The 18,599-nt window shown below is 43.9% G+C and carries 21 protein-coding genes and 1 riboswitch; of the genes, 10 read left to right on the top strand and 11 right to left on the bottom strand.

Annotated features, from left to right (window positions below):
- Positions 1-178: 178 nt before the first annotated feature.
- Positions 179-1,084, top strand: a complete 906-nt coding sequence (locus AB6E85_RS00105) for a LysR family transcriptional regulator (RefSeq protein WP_136974130.1) — start codon at positions 179-181, stop codon at positions 1,082-1,084.
- 47 nt (positions 1,085-1,131) lie between these two features.
- Here AB6E85_RS00105 and AB6E85_RS00100 read toward each other — a convergent pair whose 3' ends face one another.
- Positions 1,132-1,470 (bottom strand): helix-turn-helix domain-containing protein, encoded by a 339-nt coding sequence (locus AB6E85_RS00100; RefSeq protein WP_017103534.1) that lies wholly within the window; start codon positions 1,468-1,470, stop codon positions 1,132-1,134.
- A 105-nt stretch (positions 1,471-1,575) separates the two neighbouring features.
- On the opposite strand from AB6E85_RS00100, the gene AB6E85_RS00095 reads away from it, so the two are divergent.
- Both AB6E85_RS00095 and AB6E85_RS00090 read left to right on the top strand, forming a co-directional pair.
- Positions 1,576-2,343: an SDR family NAD(P)-dependent oxidoreductase gene (locus AB6E85_RS00095; protein WP_372140924.1), complete on the top strand. Its 768-nt coding sequence runs from the start codon at positions 1,576-1,578 to the stop codon at positions 2,341-2,343.
- Between the two features lie 135 nt (positions 2,344-2,478).
- Positions 2,479-3,132, top strand: a complete 654-nt coding sequence (locus AB6E85_RS00090; RefSeq protein WP_372140923.1) for a cupin domain-containing protein — start codon at positions 2,479-2,481, stop codon at positions 3,130-3,132.
- A 77-nt stretch (positions 3,133-3,209) separates the two neighbouring features.
- Here the strand turns inward: AB6E85_RS00090 and AB6E85_RS00085 are convergent, their stop codons facing one another.
- Entirely contained in the window at positions 3,210-3,848 is a 639-nt protein-coding gene (locus AB6E85_RS00085) for an NAD(P)-dependent oxidoreductase (RefSeq protein WP_372140922.1), read from the bottom strand.
- 154 nt (positions 3,849-4,002) lie between these two features.
- Between AB6E85_RS00085 and AB6E85_RS00080 the strand changes: the two genes are divergently transcribed.
- Positions 4,003-4,899 (top strand): LysR family transcriptional regulator, encoded by an 897-nt coding sequence (locus tag AB6E85_RS00080; RefSeq protein WP_372140920.1) that lies wholly within the window; start codon positions 4,003-4,005, stop codon positions 4,897-4,899.
- 131 nt (positions 4,900-5,030) lie between these two features.
- On the opposite strand, the gene AB6E85_RS00075 is transcribed toward AB6E85_RS00080, so the two are convergent.
- On the bottom strand, positions 5,031-5,879 hold the full coding sequence (locus tag AB6E85_RS00075) for a hypothetical protein (protein ID WP_102398155.1): 849 nt from the start codon (positions 5,877-5,879) through the stop codon (positions 5,031-5,033).
- A gap of 341 nt (positions 5,880-6,220) precedes the next feature.
- A complete protein-coding gene (gene ribB, locus AB6E85_RS00070) occupies positions 6,221-6,877 on the bottom strand; it encodes a 3,4-dihydroxy-2-butanone-4-phosphate synthase (protein ID WP_017054827.1) in 657 nt (218 codons plus the stop codon).
- Between the two features lie 347 nt (positions 6,878-7,224).
- Positions 7,225-7,375, bottom strand: a riboswitch (FMN riboswitch).
- Positions 7,376-7,748: 373 nt separating this feature from the next.
- Between ribB and AB6E85_RS00065 the strand changes: the two genes are divergently transcribed.
- The gene (locus AB6E85_RS00065) at positions 7,749-8,492 is read left to right on the top strand and encodes a phosphatase PAP2 family protein (RefSeq protein ID WP_193841064.1); all 744 of its coding nucleotides are present in this window, start codon (positions 7,749-7,751) and stop codon (positions 8,490-8,492) included.
- A gap of 85 nt (positions 8,493-8,577) precedes the next feature.
- On the opposite strand, the gene AB6E85_RS00060 is transcribed toward AB6E85_RS00065, so the two are convergent.
- The 3 genes from AB6E85_RS00060 to AB6E85_RS00050 all read right to left on the bottom strand — a co-directional run bounded on the left by AB6E85_RS00060 (position 8,578) and on the right by AB6E85_RS00050 (position 11,181).
- Positions 8,578-8,940: an MmcQ/YjbR family DNA-binding protein gene (locus AB6E85_RS00060; protein ID WP_050620040.1), complete on the bottom strand. Its 363-nt coding sequence runs from the start codon at positions 8,938-8,940 to the stop codon at positions 8,578-8,580.
- 79 nt (positions 8,941-9,019) lie between these two features.
- Positions 9,020-9,745, bottom strand: a complete 726-nt coding sequence (locus AB6E85_RS00055; RefSeq protein WP_193841066.1) for a sulfite exporter TauE/SafE family protein — start codon at positions 9,743-9,745, stop codon at positions 9,020-9,022.
- 224 nt (positions 9,746-9,969) lie between these two features.
- Complete coding sequence (locus AB6E85_RS00050) at positions 9,970-11,181, bottom strand: MFS transporter (protein WP_048611602.1); 1,212 nt, start codon at positions 11,179-11,181, stop codon at positions 9,970-9,972.
- A gap of 29 nt (positions 11,182-11,210) precedes the next feature.
- On the opposite strand from AB6E85_RS00050, the gene AB6E85_RS00045 reads away from it, so the two are divergent.
- Positions 11,211-11,360, top strand: a complete 150-nt coding sequence (locus tag AB6E85_RS00045) for a hypothetical protein (RefSeq protein ID WP_372140918.1) — start codon at positions 11,211-11,213, stop codon at positions 11,358-11,360.
- Positions 11,361-11,820: 460 nt separating this feature from the next.
- Positions 11,821-12,435 carry a YitT family protein gene (locus AB6E85_RS00040; protein WP_017065874.1) on the top strand — a complete coding sequence of 205 codons (615 nt, stop codon included), beginning with the start codon at positions 11,821-11,823 and terminating at the stop codon, positions 12,433-12,435.
- Between the two features lie 137 nt (positions 12,436-12,572).
- Here the strand turns inward: AB6E85_RS00040 and sigZ are convergent, their stop codons facing one another.
- Positions 12,573-13,157, bottom strand: a complete 585-nt coding sequence (sigZ, locus tag AB6E85_RS00035; protein WP_052880364.1) for an RNA polymerase sigma factor SigZ — start codon at positions 13,155-13,157, stop codon at positions 12,573-12,575.
- Entirely contained in the window at positions 13,141-13,437 is a 297-nt protein-coding gene (locus tag AB6E85_RS00030; protein ID WP_004733042.1) for a helix-turn-helix transcriptional regulator, read from the bottom strand. Before AB6E85_RS00030 ends, sigZ begins: the two co-directional genes overlap by 17 nt.
- Before the next feature lie 233 nt (positions 13,438-13,670).
- On the opposite strand from AB6E85_RS00030, the gene AB6E85_RS00025 reads away from it, so the two are divergent.
- On the top strand, positions 13,671-14,771 hold the full coding sequence (locus AB6E85_RS00025; protein ID WP_048613118.1) for a permease: 1,101 nt from the start codon (positions 13,671-13,673) through the stop codon (positions 14,769-14,771).
- 106 nt (positions 14,772-14,877) lie between these two features.
- On the opposite strand, the gene AB6E85_RS00020 is transcribed toward AB6E85_RS00025, so the two are convergent.
- Positions 14,878-16,080 carry a hypothetical protein gene (locus tag AB6E85_RS00020; RefSeq protein WP_372140917.1) on the bottom strand — a complete coding sequence of 401 codons (1,203 nt, stop codon included), beginning with the start codon at positions 16,078-16,080 and terminating at the stop codon, positions 14,878-14,880.
- A gap of 382 nt (positions 16,081-16,462) precedes the next feature.
- Here AB6E85_RS00020 and AB6E85_RS00015 point away from each other — a divergent pair, with 382 nt between their 5' ends.
- Complete coding sequence (locus tag AB6E85_RS00015) at positions 16,463-16,765, top strand: hypothetical protein (protein WP_248641811.1); 303 nt, start codon at positions 16,463-16,465, stop codon at positions 16,763-16,765.
- A 105-nt stretch (positions 16,766-16,870) separates the two neighbouring features.
- Here AB6E85_RS00015 and trmY read toward each other — a convergent pair whose 3' ends face one another.
- On the bottom strand, positions 16,871-17,470 hold the full coding sequence (trmY, locus tag AB6E85_RS00010; RefSeq protein ID WP_017061702.1) for a tRNA (pseudouridine(54)-N(1))-methyltransferase TrmY: 600 nt from the start codon (positions 17,468-17,470) through the stop codon (positions 16,871-16,873).
- Positions 17,471-17,725: 255 nt separating this feature from the next.
- Here trmY and AB6E85_RS00005 point away from each other — a divergent pair, with 255 nt between their 5' ends.
- Positions 17,726-18,250: a DUF3087 family protein gene (locus AB6E85_RS00005; RefSeq protein WP_372140916.1), complete on the top strand. Its 525-nt coding sequence runs from the start codon at positions 17,726-17,728 to the stop codon at positions 18,248-18,250.
- Positions 18,251-18,599: the final 349 nt, after the last annotated feature.

The following is an 18,599-nucleotide window of genomic DNA, read 5'->3' as shown; positions in this document are numbered from 1 at the left end:
GGCTACGACGTATTGTTTAAGTGCATTCGAATCAAGTGCTTGTTACCTTGCTTCGTTGCGATGGAGGTATATTAAGGAAAATAGCATTGTTGATATATAGCGCTTTACTTGAAACACTGTTGCTGTGGTGCAACAATAAAAGCGTCTATCTCATAACTTCATTAGTAAGCTGGCGACCATGCTCAATCAAATTAATCTGTCTGATATTCGCTCCTTTGTGCTTATCGCTCGTTTAGGTAATTTCACCAAAGCGGCAGAGGAGTTGGATGTCTCTCGTTCACACGTATCACGCCAAGTGAGTAGTTTAGAAAAGCAGATGGGTGTGACTCTGTTTATCCGTACCACTCGAACCTTAAGGCTGACGCACGCAGGGCAAGATCTGTACGCGAGATGTGAGCAAGCCCTCGATAACATAGACCAAGCTTTGATTGCTGCTGTCGATGATGTCGAAGAGGTACGCGGCGACATCAAAGTAAACTGTGTCGGCGGTTATCTGGGTGAGGTGATCATCGCGGATCTGGTTAACGAGTTTATGCAGCTCTACCCAGACATCAGCATCAGCCTTGATTTCAGTAGTAACCGAGTCGATTTGATTGAAGACGCCTTTGATATCGCTTTTCGTATGGGGAGCCTAGAAGACGCGGGCTTTATCGCACGAAAGCTTTTGGACATTGAGATGGGAACACTCGCGAGCCCTGAGTATTTTGCTCGCAAAGGAAAGCCAAACCATCCTAAAGATCTCATTCACCATGACTGCTTAACGGGGTCTGTGCGTAAGTGGAGCTTTCAAGCTTTGGATGACACCAAGAAAACAGTCGATGTTCATGTGACGGGTAGGCTGCAATGTAAGAATGGGCGAGTGTTAGTACAGGGCGCGAAATCGGGCAACGGAATTATTCGTGTACCAACCATCTATTGCTTGCAAGAGATCAATGATGGGCAATTGGAGCAGGTGTTTAATGAGTGGATAGTGCCGAAAGTGGACTTTTCAGCGATCTATCATCGAGACCGCTATCAACCGAGCCGAATTCGAACCTTCATTGATTTTGTGAAAGGCCGTTTTGAGCAAATGCCAGTCAGCTAAATAATGCGTGCTGTCCATTATTTGGAATAGAGCGGATTTGCTTGGGCTTACATCTCGTCGATTTCGTTTTGTAGGTTTTCCAACTGCTCTAGAATCAACAAGAACTTCTCGCCGAACGGCGTCACTTGGTATTCAACTCTTGGTGGCAATTCGTTGAACATCTGCTTATCCAAAATCCCAAACTCAACATTTCGCTTCAAGCATTCATTCAATACCTTGGTCGATAACCCTTCGACCGAGCGCACCATTTCACCAGGGCGATTAATGCCATTTGCCAGTAATTGGTAAACCGTTAGCGACCATTTACAGCCGTAGATGGTTTCTACCATACGAGCTGAGCGCTCTGGTGCTGATTTTCTTGAAAAAAAGTTTTCCTGATTTTTCATAAAGATGTACCAATAAGTACCTACCTAACCGATTTGTACTTACTATTCATAGTGTTAGTTCAAAGCATAAGATTACCACGTTCACATGACTTAGGAGATAACAAAATGAACTTCACTAAAAATGGTATTGCAGTCGTAATCGGTGGCACAAGTGGTATGGGCTTTGAAACAGCGAAGCAGCTAGTCGCTCAGAACATTCATGTGTTGGTGGTCGGCAATAACCCAACTAAGTTAGATAAAGCGGTGTCAGAGCTGCAATCGCTCGGTCACGCTTCAGGCTGGCAAGCTAACCTTTATGATGATGCAAGTGTGTCTCGTCTTATTGCGCATTTAGAGTCGCTCGAAGAAGGTATTGGTTACCTTGTTAATGCTGCAGGTTACTTCAATCCTAAAGCGTTTATTGAGCACCAAGAATCTGATTACCAGCAGTACATGCAGCTGAATAAAGCAACTTTCTTCATCACTCAAGCTGTTAGCAAGTTGATGATCAAAAACGGTGGCGGAAACGTGGTAAATGTAGGCTCTATGTGGGCGAAACAAGCTATTAAAGCGACGCCATCTTCTGCCTATTCAATGGCTAAAGCTGGCCTGCACGCTTTAACGCAGCACATGGCGATGGAGCTTGCGGACCACAATATTCGTGTGAATGCGGTTTCCCCGGCTGTGGTTAAAACACCGATTTACGAATCTTTCATCAAACCTGAAGAAGTGGATCAAGCGCTAGAAGGCTTCAACGCGTTCCATCCGATTGGTCGAGTTGGTTTGCCGAAAGACATCGCTAATAGCATCTCTTTCTTACTGTCAGACAGTGCAGATTGGGTAACGGGCGCAATCTGGGATGTTGATGGCGGTGTAATTGCTGGTCGTAATTAATTAGGATTCTTTTTAGGTGGCTGTCACGTAGGCAAAATAGCAGCGAGATAGCCTCCTTGATCAGTATTCGCGTAGAATAGAAACGAGAAAGACAACAATAATAATTAAAACGATAACAAGAGTAAGGTCGCCATTATGTTCAACATGGACTTTTCAAAGAGACTGGTTATAGAAACCGAGACATTAGATTGGGTCGCAAGCCCGGCTAAAGGGGTTTGGCGTAAGCCACTTGAAAGAGAAGAGAAAGAATCGGGCCACACGACCAGCGTGGTGAAATACGATCCTGACTCTTCGTTTTCTGAGCACCCACACCCACAAGGCGAAGAGATCTTCGTATTAGATGGCGTGTTCTCAGATGAAACCGGAGATTTCCCTGCTGGCACTTATATTCGTAATCCGCCGGGCAGCGCGCATTCGCCATCCAGCAAAAATGGTTGTACGATCTTGGTTAAGCTCAACCAGTTTGACGCGAGAGACTTAACTCAAGTTCGCATTAATACTCTAGAAACGGAATGGCTTCAGGGTATTGGCGGCTTACAAGTGATGCCACTGCATGAGTTCGAACACGAGCATGTCGCTTTAGTGAAGTGGCCGGTTGGCGAACGTTTTCAGCCGCATCGTCACTTTGGCGGTGAAGAGATATATGTACTTTCTGGCACCTTTAAAGACGAACATGGTGAGTATCCAAAACACACATGGATGCGCAGCCCGCATATGAGCGAGCATTTCCCTTATGTGGAAGAAGAGACGGTTATCCTAGTGAAAACGGGGCACCTGCCATTGGATTAAAGGAATGCTCAATATAAAGATGAGAAAGCCGCATTGTTTTGAACAAGCGGCTTTTTTAGTTTTTATATATGAGCTGACTAGTACGCGACACCAATACGTTGGCGTGGGAACTTGCCAGCTTCTAGTTCATCAATCATCGCGATAGCGTAGTCGCTGACGGATATTTTGCTGTTGCCGTCTTGGTCGGTGAGCAGTTGGTCGCCACCGGTACGGTAGGTTGATAGTTTCTCGCCCGGGAAGATTTCTGCTGCTGGGCTAATGAACGTCCAGTTAACCTCGCTGTTAGACTGTTTGAACACTTCAAGCGCTTCACCTTGTGCTAGCGCTTCGTTTTTATGCTCCGCTGGAAAGGCCGGAACGGTAACCAACGGTACGTTTGGCGCTACTTCCAATGAACCCGCACCACCTACCCAAAGTAGACGTTCGATACCAATGCTTAGCAGTGTATCAAGCAGCTTAGTTGCTGTACTTTTTACGATGTCGTGATTGCCTAGAGCACGTCCGCCAATCGAAGCAATAACCGCATCAACGCCTGAGAAAGACGTCGCTAGACTGGCTGCTTCATCTTGTAAATCAAATGAACGAACCTCAACATCGCTGATTTCTACACGGCTTGCATCTCTTACAACAGCAACAACCTCGTGTCCGCGAGCTTTAGCTTCTTGAGCGATGTGACTACCAATCCAACCTGATGCGCCTAATACTGCAATTTTCATAATGTCTCTCCAATTATCTAATTTATTGAGTCTGTTTCTCGACAGCCATTGCAGTCTAATAGCTCACTAGGTTGTGATAAATATCGTAAAATGATGTAGATTGTATCTATATAGTTAGCTAATAGGCTTGGTTCAGTGGATAAGGAAAAGTGTGATGGATAGATTGACGGCGATGCGTAGCTTTGTTGAAGTCGCAAATTGTGCCAGTTTCACTCAAGCAGCAGAGCATTTGGATATGAGCCGTTTACAGGTTTCACGTCATGTTCAAGAGATAGAAGGGTGGTTAAAGCAGAGGCTGTTACATAGGACGACTCGAAAGGTGAGCTTAACGGCGGCAGGAGAAATCGCCTTACAGCGCTGCGAGAAAATACTCCATGAAACGGCGGAGTTAGAAGTGACCGCGCTGAATCAAACCGATGCTCTTTCCGGAACTATTCGCATAGCTGCTCCGATTGGTTTGACTCAGCACATGTTGTTGGATGTGGTTGAACAGTTCACAGAGCTTCATCCCAATATCACGGTAGAACTTTTTGCTTCTGATCGTTTTGCTCAGCTGGTGGATGACAGAATCGATATTGCGCTGCGTTATACCGACCAACCTGACGATAGCTTGATTGCTCGTAAACTAATGGAAATTGATTCGGTGGTGTGTGCATCGCAAGATTATTTAGACAAACATGGTCAACCTAAAACGGTCGACGAGCTTCGACAGCACAATTGTTTTCGCCATTTGAGTGTTTCTAAGTGGGATTTTGTTAAGGATAATCAGCATTTTTCGGTTGAGGTGTCTGGCACTATCAAAGCTAATGATGTTGGGGTATTAACCCGCGCTGCACAGCATGGTAAAGGGGTTGTTCGATTGCCCTGTGATTTAGCCAATCCACTGATTGCGGATGGCAAATTGAAACGAATTTTGGATGATTTTGTTTCACCGAGTAGTGTGCTTTGGGCGGTGTATTTGTCTCGTAGTTATCAGCTGCCGGTTGTTCGTCAGTTCATAGATTTTACAGCAGAAGCTTGGTCTAGCGATATCAAATCTGGCGATGTTTGAAACTTCATAGGCAATGATACATAGCGATAGAATTTTAAAAGCTCATAAATACAAAAATCCGATATCAAAGGTGATATCGGATTTGAACTCAATAATTCAGAGTTCCAGCACGCTCTCCTCTCACGAAGTCTTTACATGTAATGATGTACGGATAATCGGGTATTTATCACCTTTTCGTTTACGTCTGGTAAAGGCTGATACAAGTTTCTAGTGATGTCGGATAATACTTGGTCGTAAACTTGAGATACCACAGTAGATATATCACTAGTTAATTCGTACATGCTATCTGCTGGTTGGGTCGCTTCAGTGCTTGATGCGATCTCGGTGAGTGCATGCATCGCACGTGTGCAAATGGGTGACCCACTGCTGATAGGGCAGATAATCGATAATTGGTTGAGTTTACGGTGTGTTTGAGATGCGTAGAATTTGAATCTCGCGTACTCCTCAGGCTTCTCCATATCAGGTATGCACATGCGTAACTTGGTCAGGATCTCCATGCAGTCTAAGATCTGTTGCCAATTCATGTGATACTCACGGCTCATGTCTTCTCGCTCAGACTGAATAAGCCAGATGATCATCACTTCATCCATTAAGAACATGCTATGGCGAATTGTCTTACCATGAATCGATTGGTTACGCACCAAGCTGCGGTTTTGCCAGTCGCTGTGCATGGCAATGAGCTTAAGGTGATAGATGCGATACATAGGGCGGCTATCAAACGACACGTGGGACTGAAGCAGCTCAGATACTTCAAGTATGTTGTCGTAAATCTCGTTCACTTTGCGAATCGAGTCGCTAGACAATTTATAAGCTAGAGCATAGTGCGTTGCCGCGCGATGTTTGCGTGATAACAACAATAATTCTCTAAGCAGAACTAAGGTTTCAAACCGGTGTGATAGCGCTGTTTGTCTCTTCCTTGAGAAATGAAACAGGGCCGCAAGTACTAATAGGGATAAACCCACTGAAATAACTACAAACATATTCAACTCCTAATATTTGTATACCTACTTAGTGGTAGTGCAGACACCGTGCCAAAATAAATAAATGTTATATTTCAGTTACTTATGATTTATCTGTAATTATGGATGATCAATGATGGTGCATGAGTTCACCATTCGAGTGAATGTTTCTCATGTTTTGCAGGATTTTTTGAGAGGTTAGTCGCCGGTGGGGAGATGGAACTTAGATTTCAGTGTAGGAAATGAAGAAGGCCTCACCCTTTATATACTTTTAACTAGAAAAAGCAGTAAGAGTGAGGCCTTTCAATGTTCATTTCTGAGTTTCGTTAGCTTAAGTGCTAAGAAGCGTTTAGCACTAAACGTTACGCAAGCTTAAGATCGAACTCAGTGCGGTACATCACCATATCTTCAATGGTCAGTACTGGCATGTTGTGTAGTTTGCCGAAAGCAACGATCTCTGGCGCTTTTGCCATTGTGCCGTCTGGGTTGGTTACTTCACATAGTACGCCAGCTGATTGAAGACCAGCCATTTGCATAAGATCCACAGTACCTTCTGTGTGACCACGGCGAGCAAGTACACCACCTTTACGCGCGCGTAACGGGAATACGTGGCCAGGGCGAGCAAGGTCAGTAGGCTTAGCTGTTGGGTTGGCAGCTGTCTTGATCGTTGTTACACGGTCAGCGGCAGAAACACCTGTCGTTACGCCAACTTTTGCTTCGATAGTGACGGTAAACGCAGTTTGGTTTGCGCTGTTGTTATCAACAACCATAGGTGGAAGTTCAAGTTGGTTTGCTTGCTCGTCGGTTAGACATAGGCACACAATGCCACTGCATTCGCGGATCATAAGCGCCATTTGAGCATTGGTTAGGTGTTCTACTGAGTAGATGATGTCGCCTTCGTTTTCACGATCTTCATCGTCAAGTAGAAGTACGCCACGACCTTCGCGCAGAGCTTGCAGTGCGTTCTCAACGCGAGTGATTGGTTCGCCAAATTCGGCAAGTAGTGAAGACTGATTCATGGTTAAACTCCTAAAATATCACCAGAATCAGGGCTGTATGAGGGATCTCAACCGAGCACGACAAAGCCTACTCATTACAAGTAACTTGTACCAATCGTAGTAAACAACTGGTCATTCTAGCTGGTTAAAACCCTTGATAACGGCGTTAGAATTTTTGACTGTAGAATAACTACTTATCGAAAAATTTTGCCTTGTTCTCAAGCGTTTTTCCTGCGCTATCTCTGATCATTTATTTACTGTGATTGGTATTAGCTCATTATGGTTTTATCCAAAACGAAATGCACCCGTCTGAGTTGGAGGCATCAACCCAATAGATAGGTGCGCCTTTCCAACTTAAACGAGTGTGTTTCCATTCTCTCTCATCCGGACTATAACCGTCGGCTCTGGCATCTCACCAGATCTGCTGACCTCGACGAATCGAGCGCTCGCGGGCTTATCTTTAGATTTTGCTAAGGACATACCGCCGGTGGGGAATTTCGCCCCGCCCTGAGAATAAAAATTAATAATTTGTTTTGCTTTGAAAGCAGACCAGATGGTAATCCTTTCGATAGTGGATTTAAAGGACTAACAGCAAAGTTTTTCAGATTCTGGCCTTATAATCCGGTAAGTGTTCACTTTATCGGCAGACCTTGGCGTGTGGTGTTTAGTCGGGCGCAGGCTATGTTTAGTGGGTTTTGATGTCTATATGTGCACAAGTGGATGGTCTGCATTATTGGTAATGACGTGACAGTTCATCAGCTCAATACTCAAAAGGCCCATTAATCGATTATTGTTACACCATGACGGCTTACTGACCGTTTTGACATAAAATTGATATTGGCGATGTTAAGCTGCGATAGCATCCGACCACTTTATCTCAAAGATCTTAGCCATGACTTCTCTGTTCTCTAACAAATCCAAAGGCTTATTACTGCTCGTTTTAAGCTTGTATTCTCTAGTACCCTTTTTGATCTTTGGATCTGACTTCGACCTTGGAAGTGCGGTTCTGCCTTTCTACGGTGCCTTTATGACGTTTGTGACTTACTCGGCAGGTAATCAAGGGTTCTTAGTCACGCTCGCTGTTTTGTCTTTAGTCTTGCTCACGATGAAGTTTTCTAAAGCTAAGTTAGTCAGCCTTTGCCTGCAGCTCGGTATGTTGTTGGTGCTCAGCTTTGCAGCGAAGACCTTCTTAAAGCATTCAACAGAGAGCCCACGTCCTTATTCTGAGTATTTGGTAACGCAGGAAGTGATTGAAATGCCAGAGCTGTTTTATGAGCTGCCTTTGGTAGAAAAAAATGCCGCGATTGAATCTGTGCAAGATAAGGTTAGTGAGTGGCGAACTCGTCATTGGCATGGCGAAACGGATTACTCTTTCCCATCTGGACACATGATTTTTGTCGGTGTGTGTTTGGCATTCTTTGGCGGGTTGTTCCTAGAAGCGAAACGCTTTTATTTAGTCGGCGGTTTGTTGGTTTGGGCTGGTGGTGTCGCCTATAGCCGTGTTTGGCTTGGCATGCATCGACCTGAAGACCTAGCGGCATCTATCGCCTTTGCGGGTTTAATTTATTTATTGGTGCCACTGATTCCAACGCAAAAGATAGAACCTTTATTGCCTAAATTTTTAAGAGTCACCTAAGTTTTTAAGAGAGGCTTAAGGTTTTAAGAGCTGATTAAGTTTTTAAGACGAGCATAAATCTCTATTTAACAAGCAGATATTCTGGCTACTGATTGAGCCCGAGTTCTGCTTGTTTCTTTTTGGTTAGACCTAAAGACACAATTCGGTGTGACTCCGTGAGGTAGTATCTTAGTTCCTCATCCCTTTCTGATGTGCTCTCAAAAAGCTGAATCCATTTCATGCCACGAGAAGCAAAGTAGGGTGCGGGTTTATAGCCCGGCTCTTCTTTGAGAAAGTCGAAATTCTGATCGGACGCCTTGAAGATAAAAGCAGGCTCATCTTTTGGTCCCCAACCACCAATCGCAAATACCTTGCCACCCACTTTCCACACGTGAGAGTTATTCCACTGCATCACATAACTGGTTGCAGGCAGTGACTCGCAGAATGCATTGAATTCGTCGTAAGTCATAGAACGTCCTTTTATCTATTGGGTGTTTGATCTGTGGTTTTTAAGATGCCTTTCTTTTTCTCGTTTTTATCGCTAATAACTAGCCAGCTAAACCCTGCCAGATTGCCGTAAAGCCACTGATAGAACATAGCAGTAAAGAACCGATACGTATTTTCTCTTTAGGGATGCTTTGTGTCGTCATCAATGCCACTTTATAACCTAACCAAGCCGCAGGCAGCAAAGGGATGGTAATGATCAAATGGTGCATGGTGAAGAAGCCAATCGGGATCTGTACCAGTAACGAGATGATCGAACTAAACACGAAAAACGCAGAAAGGTTACCACGAAGCTGATTAGCGTCTTGGTGTTGCAGTAGCAGTGCCATCGGCGGACCACCAATACCCGAGCTGGTGCCAAAGAACCCAGAGAAGAAACCCGCAATACCCATCTTAGTTGGGGTTGGTTCGAGTCTAAAGGGCAGTAGGCTAACAATCACGGCAAATACTACCAATAAGCCCAACCATAGTGATAACACGCTCGTTGAAACCATAACCAACAAAGCACCACCTGCCAGTGACCCCGGAATACGGCCCAGCAATGCGATTTTTAATCCGCCAATCGAGATATTCGCTCGATGTTTAAAAGCGTTGAATAACGAGATAAACAGACCAATTAAACAGATAGGCGCAGGTACATAATCTGGAGAGACCAAAAACAGCAGTGGGGCTGCAACAATGGCCAAACCAAAGCCGATTGCGGTTTGCACAAACGAGCCGACAAAAATGAGTGCCATTGCGATAAGGACAGTCTGATCTATGTATTCCATAAGCCTGCGGATTAGTTTTAAAGGAGCGGGTGGATACTATAAATGAAAACCAAAACAATAGTCTTATTATTCAGTGAGGTTTATGCCAGTTTCGCTAGTTATAATTTCTATTATCGCGACCAACAAAAAAGCGAGTGAGTATCTCAGGATGCTTCCTTTCAATACTCACTCGCTTTATTGGAACGACTTGTTGTTTACGCTAGTGGGGGAGTCAGCATAAAACGTTAAGCCATTGCCAATTTCAGTCGCTCAATCGGCTTGTCATTGATTGGTAAATGGATAAGCGCTGCCGCAAATGCAAGTACCACGGTTGACCACCAGATTGGCTCGTAAGAACCGTAGTAATCGTAAATACGACCGCCAACCCAAGCGCCTAAGAAGCTACCCACTTGGTGAGTAAAGAACACCAAACCGTACAACGTCGACAGGTAACGGGCACCGAAGATCTGACGAACTAAGCCAGACGTTAGCGGCACTGTACCTAACCAACAGAATCCAATGGCCGCACCGAAGATAGCCGCGGTTGATTCAGTAACAGGCAGAGTAACAAACGCACCGATAACCACAGTACGCACTAAGTACAGTGCAGACATAACGTGGCGCTTGCTGAACTTATCGCCCATCACACCCCAGAAGTAAGACCCGAAGATGTTGAAGATGCCAACGTAAGCCAGTGCCATCGCAGCGCTACTCGCTGGTAGGTCTTTGTCTGCTAAGTAGCTCGGTAAGTGCGTTGCGATAAACATTACGTGGAAACCGCACACGAAGAAGCCCGCGTGAATCAACCAGTAACCTTTGTGAGCAAACGCTTCAGACAGTGCTTCTTTGAGTGTTTGGTTCTCTTCAGCTTGCGCTTGTTTGTTTGAGGCTGCTTTAGGCGCTCGCATGAACAGCGCAAAAGAGATCATCAAACAACACAGTACGCCAAACACTTGCATCGCACTTTGCCAATCAAACTCGTTCAGCATGTACTGTGCGCCCGGAATCACCGCAAACATACCAAATGAACCTGCAGCCGTGGTTAAGCCAAACGCTTTAGCCGCGTGTTCTGCCGGTACAACTTTCGCCACTGCGCCAAGCACGATCACATAACTTGTCGCACTTAAACCAAGGCCAACGAGTGCTCCCAATGAAACGTAAAGCATGCTCGATTCGGTAGAAATTGAGGTAAGAAGTAAACCCAAACCGTAAGCACATGCACCTGCGATAATGATGCGTCTTGCTCCCCATTTGTCAGCGGCCATACCAACAAAAGGTTGGAACACGCCGAACAATAGGTTTTGTAGCGCAATCGCAAAGCTGAAAAACTCGCGACCTGTACCGAAATGCTCTGAAATTGGCATCATGAAAATGCCGAATGATTGTCTGATCCCTAGACTGATAATAAGTGTGCCTATCCCAAGCCATACCAGTAAAGGAAAACGGAAAATGCTCATTCTAATACTCTTAAATTAATGGTGGTGATGTGAGTGGTCTTGCGCTGACATGTGTTGATCAGTCATCTCATGGTGATGTTCGTGCTCAGAATGATCATGCGCTGATTGCTGGTGGCAGCCACTGCTCACGGCATGCTGAGCCAAGAGATCAATCAATGGCTGACTGTGATGCACAATAACCAAACTAATGACAAGAAATAGCGTCATTCTGGCCAATTGGGCAAAAAGAGATTGTGAAAACATACGGTGTTGACATGCGCTCAATGTTGTAAGAAGTCGCGCATCATAGTGATGAGTAGGTTATGTATCAAATGACCATTTGTGATGTAGTCTATGCGTTTTATGCATAGATTATCGCTTGATTGGAATTGGGACAAAACGTGTTCAATAAATAAGAAAACTTGAAGCTCGTTGGTTAATACAAACAAGTATCTAATTAAGAATAAAAGTCTAAATGCAGGTTTATAACTAGCTGTTTAATTTAAGGTTTCACAAAGCTGTAAAAACTAATATACAAACTAATCACTAAGCAACATTGCTCGTTCACTCGACTTATCTGTCAAACATCGTAAATTTGGGCATAAATCGTTTCAAGACTACTGAAACGCGATGTTAAAAGATTCAGGGAGAGTCATTCACATGGATAAAGATCATAACCTTCGCGAAAACTTACTGGCACTGATCTTAGGTAGCGCACTGGTTTCACTCGGTGTTATCTTTTTCAACCAAGTCGGTTTGCTCACCGGAGGCACGGCTGGTCTAGCGATCTTCATTACCAAAGTAACAGATTTGAGCTTTGGCCAAGTGTTCTTCGCACTTAACTTACCTTTCTATATTTTGTCGGTTGCTCGTATGGGCTGGCGCTTCACCATCAATACGTTTATCGCTGTTTCGATTGTTTCGTTCGCTGTGGATCACTTGTATCACGTGATTCAAATTGCCGAAATTCATGCATTGTATGCAGCTTTACTTGGTGGTGGCTTGATTGGTACCGGCATGTTGGTGATTTTCCGTCACAAGATGAGCTTAGGTGGCTTCAACATTCTGGCATTGTTCTTACAAGAACGTTTTGGAATTCGAGCAGGTAAGGTTCAGATGGCATTAGACTGCACGATTGTTGTGCTTTCTCTGTTCATTGTTGATGTGTCATTGGTTCTTCTGTCTGTGCTTGGTGCGATAGTCACCAACTTGATTCTAGCAATGAATCATAAACCGGGGCGCTATCAACCTGTGGTAAAAGCGGAAGCAGCATAGTTCGGTTTGCTCAAGCGCTAGGTTCGCTTAAGCACTCGATTCGCTTAAACAAAGCGTGATTTGCCGATTATGAAAACAACAAAGCCAGCATCAATTGCTGGCTTTGTTCTATTGAAATAACGGATTCGATGTAACGATTAACACTTGCCGCAGCTGGCGTTCGGCTTAAGCTCGCAATCAATCACATTGCCTTGTTGATCAAGGGACAAGTTACAACACTCTTCAAACAGGTTCTTAAGATCACCACGGCTTTTTTGCACACGGGATTTAACCGTTGAGTAGCTGACATTCTGCGCTTCTGCGATCTCTTTCTGGCTTTGGCCTTTGATGTCGACGGCAAGCAGTAGCGATGAACTTTGTTCTGGCAATGCCTGAATAAAAGGTTCAATACACAATGAAAGCTTCTGCTTAAATTCAGAGTCTTGGTCTAAATCGGTAAACCACAGATCTTCAGCATCAATTTGGCTATCGCGTTGTTGGCGTGCATGCTTACGGTAGAAGTCGATAATGGTGTTGTTGGCTAACTGGAACAGCCAAGCCTTAACACTGCTCGCATCTTGTACCTTGTCTAAGTTCTGATAGGTCTTAATCAAGATATCTTGGAGCAAGTCGTCTACATCCGCAGAGTTGTTGACCTTTGAATGCAGGAATGACTTTAATGCTTGCTGATACTCGGCCCAGACTTGTTCGAGCTTCAAAGGTGCATTAGTTGCACTGTTCATTTACGCAACACTCGTCTTGTAAGAAATCAATCACACCTTCTAAGCACTCATACTCCGCCACGCAGAATAGAGTTCTTCCTTCTCGTCTTTGGCTAATTAGGCCAGCAGACGCCAAGCTTGATATGTGGTGAGACAAGGTAGAACCGGGAATGCCTAGCTCTTCTTGTAGGCCGCCAACTGCAATGCCTTGGTAGCCAGCTTTAACGACACTCTTATAAATGGTTAGGCGAATAGGGTGCCCCAACTCTTTAAGTGCTTTCGCAACGACTTCTAAGTTCATATTAACTCCTCAAGATTTAATTTCGATGTTAATCGAAATGTATGTCGAATTCAAATTTAAAAACGGTGTCTGTGTAAGTCATTGAAAAACTGTGTTTTCGAAAATCATTTCGATTTTTATCGAAATAAAGCTTGATCTGGAGCTGTTTATTTCTATAATTCGAGAATATTCGAAATTAAGGGTTGGTTACTTTTCTCATAGAGCCCGACCTTCAATCCAGTTTGGAGTTAATTATGAGCAATGAAATGTTAACAATGCTAAAAGACGCACTTGATATGTTCGCTTTTTTAGCAGTAGAGCTAATTATCCTTTTCTTAGCGATCAGCTACATTGTTGGGATTCTTCAAGAGTTCCTTACACCAGAAAAGATTCAATCTATCCTGAGCTCACGTAATGGTAAGGGCTATGTGGTTGCAGCACTATTGGGCGCAATTACGCCTTTCTGTTCATGTTCGACCATTCCTTTCCTAAAAGGATTGCTGCGTGCAAGAGCGGGTTTCGGCCCAATGATGGTGTTCCTGTTCGGTAGCCCACTATTGAACCCAGTGATCATTGGTTTGTTTGTGATTACCTTCGGTTGGCAAGTTGCTGTGTTCTACTTCCTTGTAGCAATGACGGTATCTGTAGTGGCTGGTTACGCACTTGAGAAGCTTGGCTTTGAGCGTTACGTAAAACCTGAAGCGTATGAATCAACAGGTTCAGCTTCAAGCTGTGGCACTAGCTGTGGTGACTCTGCTCCTAAGAAAGCAGCACCGGCTAAAGCGGAATCTTCATGTGGTACAAGTGCATGTGGTGAACCTGCACCCGTAATGGCGAAAGAGACATCTTGCTGCGATTCGAAAAAAGAAGAGCCACAAGTAACGGTTTCATGCTGTTCAGCGGATGGAAGCGCAACAGCTGAAATCGTAGAGAAGAAAGAACCTAGCCGTTGGATGAGAATTTGGTTCTCAACTTGGAAAGACTTTAAACAAGTTTTCCCTTACCTAATGATGGGTATCGCGATTGGTTCATTCATCTACGGCTTCATTCCTACAGACCTAATTGCACAGTACGCTGGTGAAGGTATGTGGTATGCGATTCCAGTAGCAGCAGTGATTGGTATTCCACTGTACATTCGTGCTGAAGCGGTAATCCCACTAAGTGCAGCTTTAGTACAGAAAGGCATGGCGTTGGGTTCAGTAATGGCATTGATTATTGGTAGTGCAGGTGCAAGTTTGACGGAAGTTATCCTGCTTAAATCAATCTTCAAGAACCAAATGATTGCAGCATTCCTATTCGTTATCCTAAGCATGGCGATGGGTGCAGGCTTCCTATACAGCTTCATCTTTGGTTAATCAGGCTTGATTCTGAGATAACACCATCGATACCAAGAGATAGATAATAAAAAGAGCTCACTTAGTTGAGCTCTTTTTTTGTTTAACTGCTTATCAAATAGGAATATCAGACTGGGCTTGGTAGTGCGGCAGAAGTACCGTGCGCAGCGAAAGCATTGGTAGCTAACACATCGCAGTGGTGTCGATTAATTGCATCGCCGTAGTTGTTGGTTATGCCAGGAAACTGAAAACGATACATTGGAATACCATAACGGCGTTCTCTCTGCTGGCCGATTCTATCTTTGCTTGTCCATAGTAGTCGGTTCTTAGCTGTGTAAGTCATACCGTGCATTTTATTGAAATACTCTTCATGACTGCGCATTTGCTCGTACAGTTCGATAATGCGTTGTCGAGAGAAGTTCAATGTCGTACTTGGTTTAAGCTGCGTGCCCCAACCGGTTAATACCTTTTCCATGAAATCTCTTGTCACCAGTCCTGGGCCGGTAAGTAATCCCGCGCCTTTGCTTCCGCCGGAAGTATTCGCATTCCCTACCAAAGTGCCGTGTCGGCCTGGCATGTAGGTTGTGTAATATTTAGTGGAAGGGGACAAGCGTGGCATTCTCGCCTTGAAAGCTAATGAGCGTTCGTCTTCAGCAAAAACACATACGATCTGTTTGACGTTTTTGCCCAGTAATTTGTAATCCTTGAATGCGTTCATCCCACCGGGAACGGGGTCACACGCAAAGATGTTGACGGGAATATGGCTAAGCTTGGGATCTTTGAGCATTCGGTTCGCCAATTCAAAGCAACTCACACCACCACGACTCCAGCCTACGATGTTAACTTGGCTAATGGGCTTAGTTTGGCGTTTAATCGCTATGTTCTGCTGGCGAGCCGCGATACCTTGTTTGAGATCGGCTGCCAGTGCTTGTGAGTCTTTCAACCAATCCTGATATTTTTGGTTGGTTGCGAAAGGCCAAGCGGACTTTTCTGGGCGAGATTCACTAAGCAGCCCTTTGGCTCGCTTCATGTAGTCATTCTTATCTTGTTGGCTTCCCCGCAAGATATTCAGCACATGGCGCATGTTGCTGTCGATACCTTTGCCTAGCAACGTTCCTTTAACTCCGGAGTACGTGTCATCTTTGCCTTGCTTCAACCATTCGTTTTGATTCCCACTGCCAACGCCATCCACTTGGATGTAGTCAATCATGTCTCTGCCAGTCGTATTCTTCGCTAACGTAGAAATCAACTCGCCTGACACGTAGTTTTTATGATTGTTGTCTTCTGAGTTTGATCCTGTGCCACAGAAGAATACGGTAAAAATTGACATATATTCCCTTAAAATAATTCACCGAAATTATCGGAAGTATAACTGTAGAATCATAAGCTTGGAGCGGAATCTCCATTAATTGGTAAAGGTCAGACCAACAGAGGCCAGAAATGGAACGAAGCGCAAGTTTTATAAATTGTATGCTTTGTGGTTTTTTGGAGATGTTGAGATGGGTTACGACCGTCAAGAAATATCAATCTAAGTGTCACAATACTCATCGTTATTTTGTCTAGTATCAAACAGCAGGCTGATTTTGCCCTAGCGCTAAAATCTAATGCCTACACTTTGTATAGATACTTGCCGTCTAAGGGTTACGACCTAAGGAGCAGGTAATTTATAGCAGATCGTTTTCGAGCTTAGATTAAGGTTGATAGGAGGGAGTATGTTCGCAATACACAGGGAGTATGAGTTACAGAATCAGCAGCATTTTCATGCACACATTCAGGTAAAGCCAACAGGGAATCTAGAGTTTGAAATTTTAGAGTCTCATGAACATCACGATACGGATTTTAGTCATTTATCGTTTGAGATTGAACAAGGGAATATCAAAGTGCTTGGGCGAGATGAAAGTGGCCAACAGACGGATTGGCAACTTTTACTGGCAGAAGAAGATGCAAAAGAACTTAATCATTTGGTTGTGTTAGTGTCTGAGCAGTATGAGACGTTAATGCGAGACCTGATGTGACGAGGCAAGTTTGCAAAAAGTTAAGCAAAGTAAATATCGGTAACCCAAAAATCAAAAGCCCGGCGAATAACCGGGCTTTGCTAATTATGGCTGTGTCTCATCGGGCTAGAAACCGCGAATATCCAGCTCATTATTGATCAATACAACACACTGAGAAGCAAACAGCATGTTCGGGCCTAAGCTGATCTTTTCTGTTCCTAAGCGCTTTAAGCTGTTGTAGCTTTTCTTCGGCATAGGGATGTGATCAGTAAGAAGGAAACATGGGTTTTCAGCAATCTCTGCATCACGGATAAAGTCACCTTTCTTATCCATCATGTATAGCTGGTGGTCTTCAGCCAGTTCTTTCACTAATTTTTCAAAGCTCATAGTGCGAACGACGATCCCCGGTTCAACCTGACGAGTCTGCTCTTTGGTCATACCTTGAGAAGCATCAACCGCTCTTACTACCGCTGATAACAATGCCGATTCATGAAAGCCGCCAATGTTGGTGATTTCATTTGAATCGAAAGTGATCGTACGTGAGAAGTCTTTAGTACTTTCTAATACAAGGTGCACGGTGACATTCTCACGATGAGATTGAGCGACGAAGATCGTGTTCATAAGAGTATGAGCCAGAATCTCAGTATGAGCGTCTTGCCCAACACCTTCTAAGATAAGTTTGCTCTCTGTAGGGGCTGCGCGAGCGCGTAATACAAATGAACGCATGGAATGTACCTTGTCAGTATGTGATAAAGCGAAACGGACTTTATCAATATGAATTGATGAATAACCAAAATTGTGGCGGTATGTAACTCTTTTCTATTAATGAAGTCAAATGGAGTTGCACTTAGCACTAACCCGCGAACTTTGAGTATTAAATAGAGAATGACCACATTACAAGACGGTAAGGGTTGAAGCGAACCAATGTTTACATAGATAGTATGCGCAAATTATTAGGTGACTTACATAAGGAATTAGTCGATGAAGTTACAGAAGATTAATAAAGAAGAATATAGAAAGAAAATGAACCTGTTGCTGGTGTCATTAGTTGGGTCACTTGCATTGTTTGCCATCGTATTCGGCACCATTCTGATTGAATTGTTTGGCTCGGCGACTTCAATTACTGGTGAATCGACAGGGAACTTTCATTTGAACGTACTTGGGGTGATCTTATCTGTCGCATTGAATGCATTTATCGCAAGCCGAGTGAAAGGGCATGAGTATTTCAAAGAAGCGCTTTATGTTTGGAACCTGAAACAAATCCACAATCAAATCTATCGTAAGCTCAAGCGTATTCAGCCAAAAGCGGAACAAGGCGACCGAGATGCACTGACTATCCTTTACTTCTATTACACTACGCAAAAACAGGCATACGACCTAGACAACAATACTTTGACAATAAAAACGGTTCAGCAGTCGCTAGATAACATCGTAGAACTGAGTGATAAATGGAGTATTGAACTAGATATAGAGGCATTTTCGAAAGATCTAGTCGCGAAATTTTAAGTGATATGCCTGTAATTGTATGAGCTTTGACCTGTGAAAGAGGCTTTTGACGTAAAAGTAGACACTTAAGCAACTTTTTTGAATTTTTATCAAAAAAGGGGTTGCCATGTTTTCGATGACCTCTATAATGCCGCCTCACTGACACGGCAGACACCACAAGGCTTCAGCGGTAATCAGTAAGACGGAAAGTTCGAAACAAATTAATTTTAAAAAGTGTTTGACACTTAAGATTAAATCGCTAGAATTCACGTCCGCTTTCAAGGGTTTCTTTGTAAAAAGAAAGTTTCGATAAGCAAAGCTCTTTAACAATTTAAACCTATCAATCTGTGTGGGCACTCGTTGATGAATA

Origin of the sequence: Vibrio sp. 10N.247.311.51, from assembly GCF_041467855.1 — a bacterium.
GTDB classification, from domain to species: domain Bacteria; phylum Pseudomonadota; class Gammaproteobacteria; order Enterobacterales; family Vibrionaceae; genus Vibrio; species Vibrio coralliirubri.
The sequence above is the reverse complement of the archived record's forward strand: the minus strand, read 5'-3'. Positions and strand labels throughout refer to the sequence as shown.

Excerpts from the sequence above, each read along its gene's own strand:
- AB6E85_RS00100 (WP_017103534.1), bottom strand. The coding sequence starts at position 1,470 with ATGAAAAATCAGGAAAACTTTTTTTCAAGAAAATCAGCACCAGAGCGC.
- AB6E85_RS00030 (WP_004733042.1), bottom strand. The coding sequence starts at position 13,437 with ATGAACTTAGAAGTCGTTGCGAAAGCACTTAAAGAGTTGGGGCACCCT.
- AB6E85_RS00105 (WP_136974130.1), top strand. The coding sequence starts at position 179 with ATGCTCAATCAAATTAATCTGTCTGATATTCGCTCCTTTGTGCTTATC.
- AB6E85_RS00040 (WP_017065874.1), top strand. The coding sequence starts at position 11,821 with ATGGATAAAGATCATAACCTTCGCGAAAACTTACTGGCACTGATCTTA.
- AB6E85_RS00060 (WP_050620040.1), bottom strand. The coding sequence starts at position 8,940 with ATGACTTACGACGAATTCAATGCATTCTGCGAGTCACTGCCTGCAACC.
- AB6E85_RS00080 (WP_372140920.1), top strand. The coding sequence starts at position 4,003 with ATGGATAGATTGACGGCGATGCGTAGCTTTGTTGAAGTCGCAAATTGT.
- AB6E85_RS00055 (WP_193841066.1), bottom strand. The coding sequence starts at position 9,745 with ATGGAATACATAGATCAGACTGTCCTTATCGCAATGGCACTCATTTTT.
- AB6E85_RS00085 (WP_372140922.1), bottom strand. The coding sequence starts at position 3,848 with ATGAAAATTGCAGTATTAGGCGCATCAGGTTGGATTGGTAGTCACATC.
- AB6E85_RS00090 (WP_372140923.1), top strand. The coding sequence starts at position 2,479 with ATGTTCAACATGGACTTTTCAAAGAGACTGGTTATAGAAACCGAGACA.
- trmY (WP_017061702.1), bottom strand. The coding sequence starts at position 17,470 with ATGCGTTCATTTGTATTACGCGCTCGCGCAGCCCCTACAGAGAGCAAA.
- AB6E85_RS00050 (WP_048611602.1), bottom strand. The coding sequence starts at position 11,181 with ATGAGCATTTTCCGTTTTCCTTTACTGGTATGGCTTGGGATAGGCACA.
- AB6E85_RS00095 (WP_372140924.1), top strand. The coding sequence starts at position 1,576 with ATGAACTTCACTAAAAATGGTATTGCAGTCGTAATCGGTGGCACAAGT.
- AB6E85_RS00015 (WP_248641811.1), top strand. The coding sequence starts at position 16,463 with ATGTTCGCAATACACAGGGAGTATGAGTTACAGAATCAGCAGCATTTT.
- AB6E85_RS00020 (WP_372140917.1), bottom strand. The coding sequence starts at position 16,080 with ATGTCAATTTTTACCGTATTCTTCTGTGGCACAGGATCAAACTCAGAA.
- ribB (WP_017054827.1), bottom strand. The coding sequence starts at position 6,877 with ATGAATCAGTCTTCACTACTTGCCGAATTTGGCGAACCAATCACTCGC.
- AB6E85_RS00005 (WP_372140916.1), top strand. The coding sequence starts at position 17,726 with ATGAAGTTACAGAAGATTAATAAAGAAGAATATAGAAAGAAAATGAAC.
- sigZ (WP_052880364.1), bottom strand. The coding sequence starts at position 13,157 with ATGAACAGTGCAACTAATGCACCTTTGAAGCTCGAACAAGTCTGGGCC.
- AB6E85_RS00065 (WP_193841064.1), top strand. The coding sequence starts at position 7,749 with ATGACTTCTCTGTTCTCTAACAAATCCAAAGGCTTATTACTGCTCGTT.
- AB6E85_RS00025 (WP_048613118.1), top strand. The coding sequence starts at position 13,671 with ATGAGCAATGAAATGTTAACAATGCTAAAAGACGCACTTGATATGTTC.
- AB6E85_RS00075 (WP_102398155.1), bottom strand. The coding sequence starts at position 5,879 with ATGTTTGTAGTTATTTCAGTGGGTTTATCCCTATTAGTACTTGCGGCC.